This is a genomic window from Pseudomonas sp. PS01299 (assembly GCF_029960145.1).
Lineage (GTDB): Bacteria > Pseudomonadota > Gammaproteobacteria > Pseudomonadales > Pseudomonadaceae > Aquipseudomonas > Aquipseudomonas putida_A.
The window spans coordinates 1-17833 of sequence record NZ_JASCPO010000119.1; the positions used below are offsets into that span (position 1 = coordinate 1).

The 17833-nt window shown below is 60.0% G+C and carries 20 protein-coding genes; 14 read left to right on the plus strand and 6 right to left on the minus strand.

The annotated features are described in order from the left end of the window. Positions 1–251 precede the first annotated feature (251 nt). Both QMX91_RS19445 and QMX91_RS19450 read right to left on the minus strand, forming a co-directional pair. Positions 252–1472, minus strand: a complete 1221-nt coding sequence (locus tag QMX91_RS19445) for a CaiB/BaiF CoA-transferase family protein (RefSeq protein WP_098966520.1) — start codon at positions 1470–1472, stop codon at positions 252–254. Between the two features lie 13 nt (positions 1473–1485). Beyond that, positions 1486–2667, minus strand: a complete 1182-nt coding sequence (locus QMX91_RS19450) for an acyl-CoA dehydrogenase (protein ID WP_003220420.1) — start codon at positions 2665–2667, stop codon at positions 1486–1488. A gap of 157 nt (positions 2668–2824) precedes the next feature. Here QMX91_RS19450 and QMX91_RS19455 point away from each other — a divergent pair, with 157 nt between their 5' ends. From QMX91_RS19455 to QMX91_RS19505, 11 genes are all read left to right on the plus strand, one after another. Next, entirely contained in the window at positions 2825–3724 is a 900-nt protein-coding gene (locus tag QMX91_RS19455) for a LysR family transcriptional regulator (protein WP_282413210.1), read from the plus strand. Between the two features lie 434 nt (positions 3725–4158). Continuing rightward, on the plus strand, positions 4159–5280 hold the full coding sequence (locus QMX91_RS19460; protein ID WP_098966517.1) for a Re/Si-specific NAD(P)(+) transhydrogenase subunit alpha: 1122 nt from the start codon (positions 4159–4161) through the stop codon (positions 5278–5280). A gap of 15 nt (positions 5281–5295) precedes the next feature. Continuing rightward, positions 5296–5616: an NAD(P) transhydrogenase subunit alpha gene (locus QMX91_RS19465; protein ID WP_003220416.1), complete on the plus strand. Its 321-nt coding sequence runs from the start codon at positions 5296–5298 to the stop codon at positions 5614–5616. Continuing rightward, complete coding sequence (locus QMX91_RS19470) at positions 5616–7049, plus strand: NAD(P)(+) transhydrogenase (Re/Si-specific) subunit beta (protein ID WP_027610192.1); 1434 nt, start codon at positions 5616–5618, stop codon at positions 7047–7049. The genes QMX91_RS19465 and QMX91_RS19470 overlap by 1 nt, the downstream gene beginning before the upstream one ends. A 214-nt stretch (positions 7050–7263) precedes the next feature. Then, positions 7264–8757, plus strand: coding sequence for an acetyl-CoA hydrolase/transferase family protein (locus tag QMX91_RS19475; RefSeq protein ID WP_223007099.1), 1494 nt, complete (start codon positions 7264–7266; stop codon positions 8755–8757). A 321-nt stretch (positions 8758–9078) separates the two neighbouring features. Then, positions 9079–9294: a DUF1127 domain-containing protein gene (locus QMX91_RS19480; RefSeq protein ID WP_007962833.1), complete on the plus strand. Its 216-nt coding sequence runs from the start codon at positions 9079–9081 to the stop codon at positions 9292–9294. A gap of 255 nt (positions 9295–9549) precedes the next feature. Beyond that, positions 9550–9759 carry a DUF1127 domain-containing protein gene (locus tag QMX91_RS19485; RefSeq protein ID WP_098966513.1) on the plus strand — a complete coding sequence of 70 codons (210 nt, stop codon included), beginning with the start codon at positions 9550–9552 and terminating at the stop codon, positions 9757–9759. A 134-nt stretch (positions 9760–9893) separates the two neighbouring features. Continuing rightward, entirely contained in the window at positions 9894–10211 is a 318-nt protein-coding gene (locus QMX91_RS19490) for a DUF2388 domain-containing protein (protein WP_007962831.1), read from the plus strand. A 108-nt stretch (positions 10212–10319) separates the two neighbouring features. After that, positions 10320–10625 carry a DUF2388 domain-containing protein gene (locus QMX91_RS19495; RefSeq protein WP_098966511.1) on the plus strand — a complete coding sequence of 102 codons (306 nt, stop codon included), beginning with the start codon at positions 10320–10322 and terminating at the stop codon, positions 10623–10625. A 42-nt stretch (positions 10626–10667) separates the two neighbouring features. After that, entirely contained in the window at positions 10668–10988 is a 321-nt protein-coding gene (locus QMX91_RS19500) for a DUF2388 domain-containing protein (protein ID WP_007911662.1), read from the plus strand. Then, complete coding sequence (locus QMX91_RS19505; RefSeq protein WP_135294678.1) at positions 10985–12946, plus strand: DUF4105 domain-containing protein; 1962 nt, start codon at positions 10985–10987, stop codon at positions 12944–12946. Before QMX91_RS19500 ends, QMX91_RS19505 begins: the two co-directional genes overlap by 4 nt. Before the next feature lie 86 nt (positions 12947–13032). On the opposite strand, the gene QMX91_RS19510 is transcribed toward QMX91_RS19505, so the two are convergent. The 3 genes from QMX91_RS19510 to trpB form a co-directional block, all read right to left on the minus strand. Further along, positions 13033–13473, minus strand: coding sequence for an anti-virulence regulator CigR family protein (locus QMX91_RS19510; RefSeq protein ID WP_047597088.1), 441 nt, complete (start codon positions 13471–13473; stop codon positions 13033–13035). A gap of 121 nt (positions 13474–13594) precedes the next feature. Continuing rightward, on the minus strand, positions 13595–14407 hold the full coding sequence (gene trpA, locus QMX91_RS19515; RefSeq protein ID WP_134785109.1) for a tryptophan synthase subunit alpha: 813 nt from the start codon (positions 14405–14407) through the stop codon (positions 13595–13597). Beyond that, the gene (gene trpB, locus QMX91_RS19520) at positions 14407–15639 is read right to left on the minus strand and encodes a tryptophan synthase subunit beta (protein ID WP_134785108.1); all 1233 of its coding nucleotides are present in this window, start codon (positions 15637–15639) and stop codon (positions 14407–14409) included. Before trpB ends, trpA begins: the two co-directional genes overlap by 1 nt. A 114-nt stretch (positions 15640–15753) precedes the next feature. Between trpB and QMX91_RS19525 the strand changes: the two genes are divergently transcribed. Further along, positions 15754–16671, plus strand: a complete 918-nt coding sequence (locus QMX91_RS19525) for a LysR family transcriptional regulator (RefSeq protein ID WP_282413211.1) — start codon at positions 15754–15756, stop codon at positions 16669–16671. Here the strand turns inward: QMX91_RS19525 and QMX91_RS19530 are convergent. Then, positions 16644–16970, minus strand: coding sequence for a DUF883 family protein (locus QMX91_RS19530; protein WP_003220391.1), 327 nt, complete (start codon positions 16968–16970; stop codon positions 16644–16646). The genes QMX91_RS19525 and QMX91_RS19530 overlap by 28 nt on opposite strands. A 157-nt stretch (positions 16971–17127) precedes the next feature. On the opposite strand from QMX91_RS19530, the gene QMX91_RS19535 reads away from it, so the two are divergent. Both QMX91_RS19535 and QMX91_RS19540 read left to right on the plus strand, forming a co-directional pair. Continuing rightward, the gene (locus QMX91_RS19535) at positions 17128–17343 is read left to right on the plus strand and encodes a dodecin (RefSeq protein WP_083367411.1); all 216 of its coding nucleotides are present in this window, start codon (positions 17128–17130) and stop codon (positions 17341–17343) included. Positions 17344–17467: 124 nt separating this feature from the next. Beyond that, on the plus strand, positions 17468–17689 hold the full coding sequence (locus QMX91_RS19540; RefSeq protein ID WP_115988512.1) for a DUF1161 domain-containing protein: 222 nt from the start codon (positions 17468–17470) through the stop codon (positions 17687–17689). The last annotated feature ends 144 nt before the right edge of the window (positions 17690–17833 follow it).

Here is a 17833-nt window from a genome sequence, read left to right on the forward strand (position 1 = left end):
CACCGCTCTTTCAACTCCTTCCAGGCTTCGATGAACTGAAGCGAGCCGCTGCCGAAAACTGCGTAACTCATTGAATCTCAAGGAGTTTTCCGTTTCGACTGCGCCGGAAGTGGGGCGAATTATAGACCTCCTGAATCTGCCGTCAACCGTTAATTTCAGTTTTCTTTCAACAACTTACAGATCGGTTAAAAAACGCACAAATCCATCTATATATAGGCAGAAAACAGCCTTCTTCTATATAGAAGCGATACTCAAAGCACTCCATCAGCCTTGAGTGCCTCTACCGCACCTGCGCCCAGACCCAGCACCCGCTGCAAAACCTCCAACGTATGCTCGCCCAATAAAGGAGGCGCGCGAAGGTACTCGACCGGCGTCTGCGACAGCCGGATCGGACTCGCCACCTGCGGGACCATCCCCGCCAATGCATGCGGCAGCTCTATCGCCAACCCACGCGCCTTCACCTGCGGATCCTCAAACACTTGGGACAGATCATTGATCGGCCCACACGGCACACCCGCTTGCTCCAGCTGAGCCACCCATTCGGCGGTAGTCTTGAATACCGTCGCCTGGCGGATCAGAGGAATCAACACCGCGCGGTTAGCCACCCGCAGCTTGTTAGTCGCGAATCGCGGATCGTCCGCCCACTGCGGCTGGCCCGCCACCTCGGCAAACTTGCGGAACTGGCCGTCATTGCCAACGGTAAGAATGAAATCACCGTCGGCCGTCGGGAAGTCCTGATAAGGCACGATGTTCGGGTGTGCATTACCCAGACGCTTCGGCGCATTGCCGGTAGTCAGATAGTTCATCGCCTGATTCGCCAGACATGCGACCTGCACATCCAGCAAAGCCATATCGATGTGTTGCCCGCCACCGTCGTGATCACGATGAGCCAGCGCCGCCAGTATCGCCACGGTCGAATACAGCCCCGTAAGAATGTCCGTCAGCGCCACTCCCACCTTCACCGGCCCGGCGCCTTCATCACCTTCAGGGCGACCGGTCAGGCTCATCAACCCGCCCAGCCCCTGAATCATGAAGTCATAACCCGCACGCTTGGCATACGGCCCGGTTTGACCGAAGCCAGTGATCGAGCAATAGATCAGATCCGGATTGATCGCCTTCAGCGACTCGTAGTCCAGCCCATAGGCAGCCAGCCCACCGACCTTGAAGTTCTCGATCAGAATGTCCGACTTCGCCGCCAGCTCCCGTACCAGGTTCTGCCCTTCAGGCCGAGTGAAGTCGATCGTCACCGATTGCTTGTTGCGGTTGGCCGACAGGTAATAGGCCGCCTCGCTGGTGTTTTCCCCATAAGCATCCTTAAGGAACGGCGGCCCCCAGGCGCGCGTATCATCGCCATTGCCCGGGCGCTCGACCTTGATCACCTCGGCGCCAAGGTCGGCGAGAATCTGCCCGGCCCACGGCCCGGCCAGCACGCGCGATAAATCCAGTACCCGCAGATGCGACAGCGCGCCCATGGTCGCTCTCCTGTTAATAGAACGCCTGCAGACCGGTTTGCGCGCGACCGAGGATCAGCGCGTGAACGTCGTGAGTACCTTCATAGGTATTCACCACTTCCAGGTTGACCAGATGACGGGCCACACCGAACTCGTCAGAGATACCGTTACCACCCAGCATGTCACGGGCCATGCGAGCGATATCCAGCGACTTGCCACAGGAGTTGCGCTTCATGATCGAAGTGATTTCGACCGCGGCAGTGCCCTCATCCTTCATGCGACCCAGGCGCAGACAGCCTTGCAGCGCCAGAGTGATCTCGGTCTGCATGTCGGCCAGCTTCTTCTGAATAAGCTGGGTGGCAGCCAATGGGCGCCCGAACTGCTGACGATCAAGGGTGTACTGGCGAGCGGTGTGCCAGCAGAACTCGGCAGCGCCCAATGCGCCCCAGGAGATGCCATAGCGTGCGGAGTTAAGGCAGGTGAACGGGCCTTTCAGGCCGCGCACGTCCGGGAAGATGTTTTCTTCCGGCACAAACACGTTGTCCATGACGATTTCGCCGGTGATCGAGGCGCGCAGGCCGACCTTGCCGTGAATCGCCGGAGCGCTCAAGCCCTTCCAGCCTTTCTCCAGGACGAAGCCACGGATGTCGCCGGCATCGTCCTTGGCCCAGACCACGAACACATCGGCGATCGGGCTGTTGGTGATCCACATCTTGGCGCCGGTCAGGCTGTAGCCGCCGTCGACTTTGCGCGCACGGGTGATCATCGCGCCCGGGTCGGAGCCGTGGTTTGGCTCGGTCAGACCGAAGCAGCCGATCCATTCGCCGGAAGCCAATTTCGGCAGGTATTTCTGTTTCTGTGCTTCAGTGCCGAATTCGTTGATCGGCACCATCACCAATGAGGACTGCACACTCATCATAGAACGGTAGCCAGAGTCGACACGCTCGACTTCGCGAGCAATCAGCCCGTAGCTGACGTAGTTCAGACCGCTGCCACCGTATTGTTCAGGGATGGTCGCACCGAGCAGACCGACTTCGCCCATTTCGCGGAAGATTGCCGGGTCGGTTTTCTCATGGCGGAAAGCTTCAAGCACGCGTGGCGCCAGGCTCTGCTGAGCGAATTGGGCGGCGGTGTCGCGGATCATGCGCTCCTCTTCGGTGAGCTGTTGATCCAGCAGCAGGGGATCGATCCAGTTGAAGCTAGCTTTACCGCCCATGAGTGAGTCCTCGCAAATCGGTGAATTAACGTGGCATTGATCCTAGGCCCGGTTGGCCAGCGCGGCAAACGAGGATTTCGCATCCTGTTGTGCTAATTTCTCACTCCGAAACGTCGCTGAATGCCTTTTATGCGGCGCATTAGTGAGGTTGACGTACATGCGCAGGAAGATACCCAGCACCACGGCCCTGATCAGCTTCGAAGCCGCCGCCCGCCACGAAAGCTTTACCAAGGCTGCCGAAGAACTTTCCCTCACCCAGGGCGCCATTTGCCGACAGATCGCCAGCCTTGAGGAGTTCCTCAGTGTGGAACTGTTCCGACGCTCGCGACGTGGAGTGAAGCTGACGGAAGCGGGACTTTCCTACAGCCGTCGGGTGGCCACGCAGCTCGACGCCGTCGAGCGCGACACGCTTTCGGTGATGGGCCAGCAGGGCACAAATGTGATCGAACTGGCGGTGGTGCCCACCTTCGGCACGCAATGGCTGCTGCCACGGCTCAAGGACTTCCAGCTCAAACACCCGGAAGTAACGGTCAACCTGACCAACCGCACCCGCCCGTTCCTGTTTGCCGACACTGATTTCGATGCGGCAATCTACTTTGGCGACGCCGATTGGTCGGGTACCGAATCCCACAGGCTGATGGGCGAAAATCCGATGCCGGTATGCAGCCCCGCTCTCCTCGGCAGCAAGAAACATCTGACACCCAACGAGATTGCCGAGCTGCCTCTGTTGCAGCAAACCACCCGTCCCTACGCCTGGCGGCAGTGGTTCAACTCCCTGAACCTGAACATCCCACGCGACATGACAGGTCCGCGCTACGAGCTATTCTCCATGCTGGCTCAGGCCGCCATGCACGACATGGGCATCGCGCTGATTCCACCGTTTCTGATTCAGCGCGAACTGGCCGAGAAACGCCTGGTGGTCGCCAACCCGAATGCGCTCTCCAGCATTAAGGCGTATTACCTGATGATTCCGGAGCGAAAGGTCGAATCAGCATCACTCAAGGCTTTTCGCGATTGGCTGGTCAACCAGGCAAACAGCTACAGCCTAGAAGGATAAGGCCTTACAGCGATTACTAACCCGGTAGTCAGGAAAATCAAAGCGCTACAGATATAAGTATTTGTCGCAAAATCGCAGACTGTATCCGAAAGTCGTACAGACGTCCCACAAGCGCCTGCGGACGTGGCTTTGAGCCTCTATTCACGACTCATTACGGCCTATTCACGCCGCCGATGAGAAATTTTTTCAAATTCAGCCAGAATCCTTGCAAGGCACGGCCTGCAAGGGATTCAGCTGGCCATCTGCGACATTCGGTCACGGGATGACTTGTAGTTAATTTTCCGTCACCCGTCATAATCCCTTGAAGGGCATAAAGTTCGCCTGCAAAATGCCGCGCCCCGCCCTGATTTGGCGGGATCGTGCTGATCGGCCGCCCCAGTCGCACCATCCGCAGTGCCTGGGTTTACTCAATAAGATCACGCAGGAGATTTGACGTGCACATTGGTGTTCCTCTCGAAACCCAGACCGGTGAAACACGGGTTGCTGCAACCCCGGAAACCATTAAAAAGCTGATCAGCCAAGGCCATAAGGTCACTGTGCAAACCGGCGCCGGCGTTAAAGCCAGTGTTGTCGACAGTGCCTATGAAGCGGCGGGCGCGACCATTGGCAGTGCCAACGATGCGTTCGGCGCCGAGCTGATTCTCAAAGTGGTCGCCCCCAGCGACGCCGAACTGGCGCTGATCAAGCGCGGCACGGTGCTGGTGGGCATGCTCAACCCCTTCAATAACGACACCATTGCCAAAATGGCCGAGTGCGGGATCACTGCGTTCGCCCTTGAGGCGGCGCCGCGTACCTCTCGGGCGCAGAGTCTCGATGTGCTGTCGTCGCAGGCGAACATCGCCGGCTACAAGGCGGTGTTGCTGGCTGCGCACTACTATCCGCGCTTCATGCCAATGCTGATGACCGCTGCGGGCACCGTGAAAGCGGCGCGCGTACTGATTCTCGGCGCGGGCGTGGCCGGGTTGCAGGCGATTGCCACGGCGAAACGTCTGGGTGCGGTGATCGAAGCGTCTGACGTGCGTCCGGCGGTGAAGGAACAGATCGAATCCCTCGGCGCCAAGTTCGTCGATGTGCCTTACGAGACTGACGAAGAGCGTGAATGCGCGGTCGGTGTCGGCGGTTACGCTCGCCCGATGCCGGCGAGCTGGATGCAACGTCAGGCCCAGGCTGTGCACGAACGCGCCAGGCAGGCCGACATCGTCATCACCACCGCACTGATCCCGGGCCGCAAGGCGCCGACACTGTTGAGCGCAGACACCGTGGCGCAGATGAAGCCGGGCTCGGTGGTCATCGACCTCGCGGCTGCGCAGGGCGGCAACTGCCCGCTGACCGTCGCCGATCAGGTCGTGGTCGAGAACGGCGTGACCATCGTCGGCCCGACCAACCTGGCCGGTGAAGTCGCTGCAGACGCCTCGGCGCTGTACGCCCGCAACCTGCTGGACTTCCTCAAGCTGGTGTTCACCAAAGAAGGCCAGTTCGACGTCAACCTCGAAGACGACATCGTCGCCGCGTGCCTGATGTGCCGCGACGGCCAAGTCATCCGCAAAAACGCCTAAGCAGGGATTCAGACGATGGAAGAGCTTATCTCCCCCGGTATCTACAACCTGATCATCTTCGTGCTGGCGATTTATGTCGGTTACCACGTGGTCTGGAACGTTACACCTGCGCTGCACACGCCGTTGATGGCGGTGACCAATGCCATTTCGGCAATCGTGATCGTCGGCGCCATGCTCGCTGCTGCGCTGACCGTCACGCCGCTGGGCAAGACCATGGGCACCCTCGCCGTGGCACTGGCTGCGGTCAACGTGTTTGGTGGCTTCCTGGTCACCCGCCGCATGCTTGAGATGTTCAAGAAGAAAGCCCCGAAAGCAAAAGAAGAGGCGCCGAAGTAATGAGCATGAATCTCGTCACGACGCTCTACCTGATCGCGTCGATCTGCTTTATCCAGGCCCTTAAAGGCCTGTCGCACCCGACCACGTCGCGGCGCGGCAATCTGTTCGGCATGCTCGGCATGGCGCTGGCCATCCTCACCACCATCGGCCTCATCTATAAGCTCGGCGCGGAACTGGCGACTGCCGGTATCGGTTACGTGATCGTCGGCCTGCTGATCGGCGGCACCGCCGGTTCGATCATGGCCAAGCGCGTCGAAATGACCAAGATGCCAGAGCTGGTCGCGTTCATGCACAGCATGATCGGTCTGGCGGCGGTGTTCATCGCCATTGCTGCGGTGGTTGAGCCGCAATCGCTGGGCATCGTCAAGCATCTGGGCGATTCGATCCCGGCGGGCAACCGTCTGGAGCTGTTCCTCGGCGCGGCGATTGGTGCAATCACCTTCTCCGGCTCGGTGATCGCGTTTGGCAAGCTGTCGGGCAAGTACAAGTTCCGCCTGTTCCAGGGTGCGCCGGTACAGTTCGCCGGTCAGCACAAGCTGAACGCGGTACTCGGTCTGGCGACACTGGTGCTGGGCGTGACCTTCATGCTCACCGGCAACCTTGCCGCGTTCGCGCTGATGCTGGCCCTGGCGTTCGTGATGGGCGTGCTGATCATCATCCCGATCGGTGGCGCCGACATGCCGGTAGTAGTGTCGATGCTCAACAGTTACTCGGGTTGGGCGGCAGCGGGTATCGGCTTCTCGCTGAACAACTCGATGCTGATCATTGCCGGCTCTCTGGTGGGTTCGAGCGGTGCGATCCTCTCGTACATCATGTGCAAGGCGATGAACCGTTCCTTCTTTAATGTACTGCTTGGCGGTTTCGGCAACACGGCCGACGCAGGACCTGCCGGTGCGAAAGAAGCCCGTCCGGTGAAATCCGGTTCGGCCGACGACGCAACGTTCCTGCTGACCAACGCCGACACCGTGATCATCGTCCCGGGTTACGGCCTGGCGGTGGCCCGTGCGCAGCATGCATTGAAAGAGCTGACCGAGAAACTGACCCATCGCGGCGTGACCGTGAAGTACGCGATCCACCCGGTGGCCGGTCGCATGCCAGGGCACATGAACGTCCTGCTCGCCGAGGCCGAAGTGCCTTACGACCAGGTGTTCGAGATGGAAGACATCAACTCCGAGTTCGGCCAGGCCGACGTGGTGCTGGTACTCGGCGCCAACGACGTGGTCAACCCGGCCGCCAAGAACGATCCGAAATCGCCGATTGCCGGCATGCCGATTCTCGAAGCGTTCAAGGCCAAGACCATCATCGTCAACAAGCGCTCGATGGCCAGCGGTTATGCCGGTCTGGACAACGAACTGTTCTACCTGGACAAGACCATGATGGTGTTCGGCGACGCGAAGAAAGTCATCGAAGACATGGTCAAAGCGGTCGAGTAATCCTGCGCAGTTGCACCGGACGCCCCGACTTGTCGGGGCGTTTTTGTTTGCGCAAACCGTCGGACAATTTGCCACGTTGTTGCAGATCCAGTAACGGTGTTTTACTTGAAACCCGCTAAATAGACGCCTCGTTTGCGACCTTGGTAGCGGGACAGGCGCCCGCGAAATTCACTAGACTGCGCATCCTGCTACTCGCTTCCCGAGAAAATAATCCATGTACCGTGACCGTATTCGCCTGCCTTCGTTGTTGGATAAAGTGATGAGCGCCGCCGACGCCGCCGCGCTGATTGAAGACGGCATGACCGTCGGCATGAGCGGCTTCACCCGCGCGGGCGAAGCCAAAGCTGTCCCTCACGCACTGGCCGAGCGAGCCAAGGTCACGCCGCTGAAGATCAGCCTGATGACCGGCGCGAGCCTGGGCAACGACCTCGACAAGCAACTGACCGAGGCCGGCGTGTTGTCGCGGCGCATGCCGTTCCAGGTCGACAGCACCTTGCGCAAGGCGATCAACGCCGGCGAAGTGATGTTCATCGACCAGCACCTGTCGGAAACCGTCGAGCAACTGCGCAACCAGCAACTGAAGCTGCCGGACATCGCAGTGATCGAAGCCGTGGCCATCACCGAGCAAGGCCACATCGTGCCGACCACCTCGGTGGGCAACTCGGCGAGCTTCGCGATTTTCGCCAAGCAGGTGATTGTCGAGATCAACCTTGCGCACAACGCCAACCTCGAAGGCCTGCATGACATCTATATCCCCACCTATCGCCCGACGCGCACGCCGATCCCGCTGGTGAAAGTCGACGATCGCATCGGCAGCACCGCGATCCCGATCCCGCCGGAGAAGATTGTCGCCATCGTCATCACTCAGCAGGCGGATTCGCCGTCCACGGTGTCGACCCCGGATGTCGACACCAATGCCATCGCCGAGCACCTGATCACCTTCTTCAAGCAGGAAGTCAATGCCGGGCGCATGACCAACAAGCTCGGCCCGTTGCAGGCCGGGATCGGCAACATCGCCAACGCGGTGATGTGCGGCCTGATCGATTCGCCGTTCGAAGACCTGACCATGTACTCCGAAGTGCTGCAGGACTCGACCTTCGACCTGATCGACGCCGGCAAGCTGAGCTTTGCGTCGGGCAGCTCGATCACTTTGTCGGAGCGGCGCAACAGCGACGTGTTCGGCAACCTGGAGAAGTACAAGGACAAACTGGTGCTGCGCCCGCAGGAGATCTCCAACCACCCGGAAGTGGTGCGTCGTCTGGGTATCATTGGCATCAACACCGCGCTGGAGTTCGATATCTACGGCAACGTCAACTCCACCCACGTCTGCGGCACGCGGATGATGAACGGTATCGGCGGTTCGGGGGACTTTGCGCGCAACGCGCACCTGGCGGTGTTCGTGACCAAATCGATCGCGAAGGGCGGGGCGATTTCCAGCGTGGTGCCGATGGTCAGCCACGTTGACCACACCGAGCATGACGTCGACATTCTGGTGACCGAAGTCGGTCTGGCTGACCTACGCGGCCTGGCCCCACGCGAACGCGCTCGGGTGATCATCGACAACTGTGTGCACCCGGACTATCGCCAGGCGCTGAACGACTACTTCACCGCAGCGTGCGCCATCGGTGGCCACACCCCGCACATTCTGCGTGATGCCTTGAGCTGGCACATAAACCTGGAAGAAACCGGGCACATGCTGGCGGTGTAATTCACACAGTCAAACCGCTGATGCAAACACAATTTGTGTCAGCGGATTTTTTAACCCGCCACATCTGGCAAAAACTGTACTGCTGTACCGGTTGTTTCCTACAGATTTTGCCTACCTCCTTCCTCGAATTGAGCAAAAACGCACCACATTAGTGCTGACAGGTACAGTTTGCTCAATTTCGACCCGTACACCCCCTATAAACAGTTAACTGGTCACTCACAATACAGTTGAACTGTATCTAGAGAGACTAGGCAAACGAGAGGATCATGGGCACCAGTTAAACCACTACCTGATCCCGCCACAAGCGGAAGGATGTCAACCATGGAACGTACACTCAGTTCCGAACTGTTCTTCGAAGACAAAGCTGCAAAAAACCAGGCTTCCCTGCCTCTGCGCGTTATCGCTAACCTGATGTTGTGGCAGCGCCGCATCTCCAGCCGCCACCAACTGGCTCGTCTGGATTCGCGTCTGCTGGCTGACGCCGGTATAAGCGAAGCACAACGCTACGAAGAGCTGAGCAAGCCGTTCTGGCGCTAAGTAGCGTCGCTGGCTCTGGTCGTCAGACCCACCGCCAGCAACCCGAATTGAACACACAAGACCCGTCGCGGGAAACCGCGACGGGTTTTGTCGTTTCAGGGTTCGAAAATGCCCGTACAGCAGAATATTCAAAGTACAGGTACAGTTCTCAATAAACAAAATCTGAACCAGTACAATTTTTCATGAGTGTATCTGCTCGCCAAACTGCATCGGGCGCAGCATGTCCTTAACCCTCCTCGGTTTAAGGAAAACGCCATGAAAGGCTTACAGGATGTTTCGACAGCTTCGACTCTACCCCGCGCTCACTCGCACCTGCTGCGGCGCCTGTTTCGACCCCTGTGGCAAGGACTGGAGCGCGCCAGGACGCGGCGCCTGCTGGCTCAACTGGACCAGCGCGACCTAGCGGATCTGGGCCTCAGCCATGCCGATCGGCTCAGAGAACTGGAGAAACCCTTCTGGCGCTAGCATTCTGCCCACTGTCCGAACCTCGCGCGCAGGCCTAATATCCACGCCAGAACGTGGCGAATCTTCTGTAACCCGCGTCTGACTCATCAGACACAAGCCACCTCTCAATACGGTTTACTATCAGGAGATCCACCATGTCCCGTCTTCGCCTGCTCAGCGCTGCCGCCTTGCTGGCCGTGGCTGCCAACGCCAGTGCCTCCAGCTTCATTGTGACCACCGATGCCGTGGTTGGCGCGCTGAAATCCTCCTCGGACGCCACCTCCGATGTCAGCTCTTCGCTGCGTGACAACAAAGTCGTGATCGCCGCCCGTGACGACGCTGCCAGCTTCGTCGCCAGTGAAGGCCAGATCCGTGGCGTGAAACTGGAAAGTGCTCTGGACCTGATCCGTCATCAGGCACCGCAACTGAACGCGACCGACTTCCAACTGGCGCAAGCCATCCTCGCGATCTGATTCGCCATTGCCGGACGGGGCACGCCAGTCGTGTCCCGATGTCTCGCCGCTGGCTCTGGCCCGGGCATTTGCGCTAGCCTTGAAGCTCGTTAACCGTTACCGAGTCTCATGCGTTTATTCAGACTGTTTTTCCCTTGCGTATTGGTCAGTGCCTTCTGGGCGACCTCGGTCGATGCCTTTGATGTCTCCACACAAAACACCGTGGTCAGCGTTTGGGCGACCGGAATGGTGTCTTCCGCACCATTCGACCGTAAACTGATCATCGCCGCTCACGATGACGCGGCGGCGTTTGTCGCCAGTGACGGTCAATTGCGCGGCGCGCAGCTCGAATCCGCCCTGCATTACTTGCGCAAATCCCGACCAAAACTTCATGTCAGCGACCTTGAACTGGCACAGGCAATTCTCGTCCAATAGTAATCATGATCCCTCGTTAACATTGCCCTCCGGAGTCGTTCCATGCGTAGCCCGCTGATTGCTGCCGCCCTTGGCCTGTTTTTGTTGGCCGACGTGGCCCAGGCACACACCCTGGTAGCCACCAGTAACATCATCGTTCGTGCCTCCCAGCGCACCATCGATTTCACCTCCGATACCACGACGTCGATTCGCGATTCGAAAATCATCCGCGAAGCCCACGACGATGCGGCCAGCTTCGTTGCCACCAACGGCGATATCCGCGGTGCGCACCTGGAAGCCGCCCTCAACACCTTGCGCACGCGCGTGCCGGAAGCTCGCGACGCCAGTGATCAGGTGCTCGCCGAAGCCATCCTCGCCCTGTGAAGTCACTCGGCGCCTGGCTGCTGGCCGGGGCACTGTTGCTGCTTGGCAACAGCGCCCACGCCAGCCTGCAATTGCGACTCAAGACCGACGGCCTGAGCCCCGCCCAGCAACAGGCCAGTCAAACGCTGCTCGATGAAGCCATGCAGAAACTGCCGCCCAGTTTCGTCGAACAGCTGGATCGGCGCATCGACGTCGGCTGGTCCGACGACATGCCTAGCAATGCGTACGGCCAGGCGACCCTGGTTGCCGAGCTCGACCTGAACCGCAAACTGCTCGCCGGCCTCACCGACGGCAGCGCGGCCACAGAGAAAACCAATCGCCCCCATGGCACTGTGCGCCAGGAACTGCTGGCAACGGTGCTGCATGAACTCACCCACATTTATGACCGCGCGCGCCTGTGGCCCGCCGCCGAGCGCACGCTGATTCAGCGCTGCACTCGCCGCAGTAACAGCGCCGGCCTGGTCGGCATTCCCGATGAGTGCCGTGGCCAGACCGAGCGACGCTTTACCCTCAGCGATGATCCACGTCTGCTTGATCTCGCCGGTTGGCAACAATACGTCGGCCGCCGCGGCGAGCGTGAACAACACAATCGTCAGGTGGCCCGCAGCCCGGACCTGTACGAGATCTCCAGCCCGAAAGAGTTTGTCGCGGTCAACATGGAGTATTTCCTCCTCGACCCGAGCTACGCCTGCCGCCGTCCGGCGCTCTATCGCTACTACAAGGCGCGCTTCGGCTGGGCACCACCGGCCAAGGACACCTGCAGCAATACCTTCGCCTTTCTCAACGCCGGCAACGACTTCGCCAAACAGCCCTTGGGCCAGGTCGACCCGGAGCGGGTGTATGCCGTCGATTATCTGCTGGCTGAAGCCAACCAGAACTGGGTCAGCCGCTGGGGCCACAGCATGCTGCGGCTGGTGATCTGCGCGCCGGGTCGACCACGGGGCCCGGATTGCCGGCTCGACCTCGACCAGCATCTGGTGCTGTCCTACCGCGCCTTTGTCGGTGACGTGCAGCTGTCGAGCTGGGACGGTCTGGTCGGCAAGTACCCGTCGCGGTTGTTCGTGCTGCCACTGGCCCAAGTGATCGACGAGTACACCAAGACCGAGCTGCGCAGCCTTGCCTCCGTGCCGCTGAACCTGTCGCGCAGTGAGATCGAAGGCGTGGTCGAACACGCTGCCGAGATGCACTGGAGCTATGACGGCAACTACTTCTTCCTGTCGAACAACTGCGCGGTGGAAGGCCTCAAGCTGCTGCGCAGCGGCAGCAACAACAAGCAACTTGTCGGCCTCGACAGCATCATGCCCAACGGCTTGCTGGAGGTGATGAAAGGTCGCGGGTTGGCCGACACCAGCGTGCTCGACAATCCCAAGGAAGCCCTGCGCCTGGGCTACCGCTTCGATTCGTTCCGCGATCGCTATCAGGCGATGTTCGATGTGTTGAAAAAGCAGCTGCCGATCAAGCAAACCAGCGTCGAAGATTGGCTATCGCTGTCTGCCGAAGAACGTCGCCAGTGGTTCGAACGTGCAGACCTGCGCACCAGCGCTGCATTGCTCCTGCTGGAACAGGCGAGTTATCGCCGCCAGTTGCTGCTGGCCCAGGACGAGGTCAAGCAGCGCTACCTCGGCGCCCGGGAGCTGGAAAACGGCGGCATGGACAAGGCCAACGCCACCCTGCAGGAAATTCTCGCCAACAGCGGCTTCCTCAGTCGTCCGGCAGAACTGCTCGACAGCCGTGGCTACGGGCTGCCGCAACCAAGCGAGTTCAAGCGCCTGCAGGACGAAAGCGCCCAACGCCAGAAACAACTGCTGGCGCTGAGCGGCGATCTGGACAAGGAAGTGCGCAAGTTGCTGGAACCCAAGCGAGCGGCCGAAATTGCCGCCAGCGAAGCCAACGTGAAGCAGATCGGCGAGCATCTGCGCAGACTGCACAAGGCATCTGGCGGACTGGAGTTGCCTTAAAAGCAAAAAGATCGCAGCCTGCGGCAGTTCCTACAGAGATAAATGTAGGAGCTGCCGCAGGCTGCGATCTTTTTATTGCCTGTAAATCAGTACAAAACACCATCCAGAATTTCGTAAACGATCCCGGTACCCACCGCGATCAGCACAATATCACCCCCGGCCCGGCGCCACTCATAACCCGGATACACTGGCAGACGACTCAGCGCCCGACCGTCCAGCCGCTCGCCGTAGTAACCATGCGGTAACGGCCGACCGCGCTCCAGATGGATGCCCGGTGGTGGCGGTGCGCCGCGCACGAAGTAGCCGTGATTGTCGCGAATGGTCTGCCGTACCGGGCCGAAGTCGCGTGGCGGGCCGCCTCGGTGGTCGTTCTGCGGGCCACGGTGATCGTCACCACGGTTATCGTAGTGGCCCTGCTGCGGGCCGCCGTGGTCATGATCATCGCGTGGATCGGCGCTGGCCAGCAGCGGCGTCGCGCTGAGCATCAGCACACCCAGTCCGGCAATCAGACGTTTCGGCATTTTCATCAAGTCTTCCTCACTGCACCAACAGCAAAAAGGGATTCAGAACGTGGTTCTGAATCCCTCGGTCTTGCTCAATTAGGCCGTGATGTGAGGCGCTAATTCCTCTGTATCAGGAACTTTACCTTCAGTTGACGCGGGCCTGACGCACGCCTTCGGACAGCGCCTTGCACAGACCCAGCACACCATCGACAGCCTGGGCCGGCGTGGTCGCATTGGCGATGTGATCGATCAGTGCCGAACCCACCACCACCCCGTCCGCCAAACGAGCGATGGACGCCGCCTGCTCCGGAGTACGGATACCGAAACCGATGCTGATCGGCAGGTCAGTGTGTCGACGCAGACGAGTCACCGCTTCTTCGACATGCTCCAGAGTCGCAGCACCGGCACCGGTCACACCGGCCACCGACACGTAGTAAACGAAGCCCGAGCTGCCATTGAGCACTTTCGGCAGACGCGCATCGTCAGTGGTCGGGGTGGTCAGGCGGATGAAGTCCAGACCCGCAGCCTGTGCCGGGTCGCACAGTTCATTATTGTGCTCTGGCGGCATGTCGACCACGATCAGACCGTCGACGCCCGCTTCCTTGGCATCAGCGATGAAACGTTCAACGCCGTACATGTGGATCGGGTTGAAATAGCCCATCAGCACCAGCGGCGTGTCGCTGTTGCCTTCGCGAAACTCGCGAACCATTTGCAGGGTTTTCGCCAGATTCTGCTTGGCGCCCAAGGCACGGATATTCGCCAGTTGAATCGCCGGGCCGTCGGCCATCGGGTCGGTGAACGGCATGCCCAGCTCGATCACGTCGGCGCCAGCGCCCGGCAGACCTTTGAGGATCGCCAGCGAAGTGTCGTAGTCCGGATCACCGGCGGTGACGAAGGTCACCAGCGCGGCGCGATTCTGTTGCTTGAGGTCGGCAAAACGGGTTTGCAGGCGGCTCATCAGTGTTTCTCCTGCTTCGACTGTTCCATGTGATGCATGACGGTCTGCATGTCTTTGTCGCCACGGCCGGAGAGGTTGACCACCATCAGGTGATCCTTCGGCAGTTTCGGTGCGCGTTTGAACACTTCAGCCAGCGCATGCGCGCTTTCCAGTGCCGGGATGATGCCTTCGAGGCGGCAGCACTGGTGGAACGCAGCGAGGGCTTCGTCGTCGGTGACCGAGGTGTACTGGACGCGGCCGATGTCATGCAACCAGGCGTGCTCAGGGCCAATGCCCGGATAATCGAGACCGGCGGAAATCGAGTGGGCGTCGATGATCTGGCCATCGTCGTCCTGCAACAGGAAGGTACGGTTGCCGTGCAGCACACCGGGTACGCCGCCGTTGAGGCTCGCCGCGTGCTTGCCGGTTTCGATGCCGTAACCGGCCGCTTCAACCCCGATGATTTCGACGCTTTGATCATCGAGGAACGGGTGGAACAGGCCCATGGCGTTGGAACCGCCGCCGATGCACGCCACCAGACTGTCCGGCAGACGACCTTCCTGAGCTTGCAACTGCTCGCGGGTCTCCTTGCCGATCACCGCCTGGAAGTCGCGCACCATGGCTGGGTACGGGTGCGGGCCGGCCACGGTGCCGATCAGGTAGAAGGTGCTGTCGACGTTGGTCACCCAGTCACGCAGCGCTTCGTTCATCGCGTCTTTCAGGGTGCCGGTGCCGGCCACCACCGGGATCACCTCGGCGCCCAGCAGCTTCATGCGGAACACGTTGGCCTGCTGACGTTCGATGTCCGTGGTGCCCATGTAGATCACGCAGTCCAGACCGAAACGTGCGGCCACGGTGGCCGTTGCCACGCCGTGCATGCCGGCACCGGTCTCGGCGATGATGCGTTTCTTGCCCATGCGCCGCGCCAGCAGGATCTGGCCGATGCAGTTGTTGATCTTGTGCGCGCCGGTGTGGTTCAGCTCTTCGCGTTTGAGGTAGATCTTCGCGCCGCCGCAGAACTCGGTCAGACGCTCGGCGAAGTACAGCGGGCTCGGACGACCGACATAGTCACGCTGGAAGTAGGCCAGCTCTTCCTTGAACGCCGGATCTTCCTTGGCCGCCTCGTATTCGCGGGACAGATCGAGGATCAACGGCATCAGGGTTTCCGCCACGTAGCGGCCGCCGAACGCACCGAACAGGCCGTTATCGTCAGGGCCGCTGCGCAGGTTGGAGGTGTTCGAAGTCTGGGTCATGATGTGCTCCAGGTGAATTCGGGTAAGAAGACAATGGCGTCCACTCTACCCCTGACCTTCCAGGCTGAAAACCGATAAGATCGCCACAACCTGTCAGGAAAACTCACAGATACCATGAGCCACGACCTTCCCCCGCTGAACGCCTTGCGCGCGTTCGAAGCCACCGCCCGGCTGAACAGCGTCAGCCAGGCGGCCGAACAGCTGCACGTCACTCATGGTGCAGTCAGCCGTCAGCTCAAAGTGCTCGAAGAGCATCTGGGCGTGAGCCTGTTCGTCAAGGATGGTCGCGGCTTGAAACTCACAGATTCCGGTGTTCGTTTGCGAGATGCCAGCGGTGAGGCCTTCGATCGCTTGCGCAGTGTGTGTGCCGAGCTGACGCAAAGCACCGCTGACGCGCCATTCGTGCTCGGCTGCTCCGGCAGTCTGTTGGCGCGCTGGTTCATCCCACGCCTCGGGCGGCTCAACGCAGACTTGCCGGATTTGCGACTGCATCTGTCCGCCGGTGAAGGTGATCTCGACCCCAGGCGCCCTGGACTCGATGCCTTGCTGTTGTTCGCCGAGCCGCCATGGCCGGCAGACATGCAGGTCTACGAACTGGCCGCAGAACGCATCGGCCCGGTGATGAGCCCGCTGTTCAGTGGCTACCAACGCCTGCAAGCGGCGCCGGCGTCAGCCTTGCTCAGCGAGCCGCTGCTGCACACCACATCGCGCCCGCAAGCCTGGCCGAGTTGGGCACAGCAAAATCACCTCGACGCCAAGGCGTTGAAGTTGGGGCAAGGTTTTGAGCATTTGTATTATCTGCTGGAAGCCGCAGTGGCCGGACTCGGCGTGGCAATCGCGCCAGAGCCGCTGGTGGCCGAGGACTTGAAGGCCGGTCGCCTGGTTGCGCCGTGGGGCTTTTGCGAAACCCCGGCGCAACTGGCGTTGTGGCTACCCAAGCGCGCCGCAGACGGACGCGCCCGGCAACTGGCGCAATGGCTCAAGAATGAGCTGCGCCAGACGGATCACTCGCCGCGCTTGAACAGCAAATAAGCAGCCAGCAGACCGATTGCACCGACTGCCACACCGGCGGTGGTCCAAGGGTGTTCCTGAGCGTAATCGCGGGTGGCGATGCCGGTCTCGCGGGTTTTCACTTTAACTTCTTCATAGGCATCGCTGAGCAGGCTGCGCGAATGTTTCAGCGCGCTTTCAGCGTTGCTCTTGAGCGCCTTGAGGGTCTTGCGCGACTCGTCGGACGCGTCGTCCTTCAGGCTTTCCAACGATTTGAGCAGACTCTCGATCTCGGCTTCCATGCTTTGCAACGAGGCTTTACGTAAAGAGGTGTTGGCCATGGTGGCTCTCCTGCATTGGTGATGAGTGGCGTGTGTTGGTTGGGACTTCAGCGGTTTGAGAAAGTGCAGAAAATCTGAACTTCGCTTGCATTGAGCCGCCGAAATCAACAGTGCAGATTCACTGCTAGTCTCAAATCCACACATCCAGGAGATCGCCATGAGTGACCATCACACGTACAAGAAAGTCGAGCTGGTCGGCTCGTCCACCACCAGCATCGAAGACGCCATCAACAATGCGCTGGCTGAAGCGAACAAGAGCATCAAACATCTGGAATGGTTTGAAGTGGTCGAGACCCGAGGCCACATCAAGGACGGCAAGGCTGCGCATTTCCAGGTCACACTCAAAGTCGGCTTCCGGATTGCCAGCAGCTGAGTTTGGGCTACGCTTCTGAACTTGCGCGCTGGCCGAGTGCCATAGGAATGGCAAAGCGCTACAAGGTGAGTGCATCGGCACAGCCGGTGCCCGCCTCTTTTAATCCGACCAGGGAGTGCGACCGATGAAGAAGTTCATATTGGCAGTAGGTTTGTTGAGCCTTGCGGGTGGCGCGTTTGCTGCTGGCAAGCCTTGTGAAGAGCTGAAAGGCGAGATCGCGGCGAAGCTGGATGCCAAGGGCGTTTCCGGGTATTCGCTGGAGGTTGTCGACAAGGGAGCCAATGGCGGAAAAGTTGTGGGCACCTGTGAAGGCGGCACCAAGGAAATCGTCTACAAACGCGGGTGATCGCGATTGAAATGCAAAAGCCGACGCGAAGGCGTCGGCTTTTTTGTGGGCCACTGGTTCCCAATGTGGGAGCGGGCTTGCTCGCGAAAGCGTTATGTCAGCCGACATCCAGGGTGTCTGACACTCCGTCTTCGCGAGCAAGCC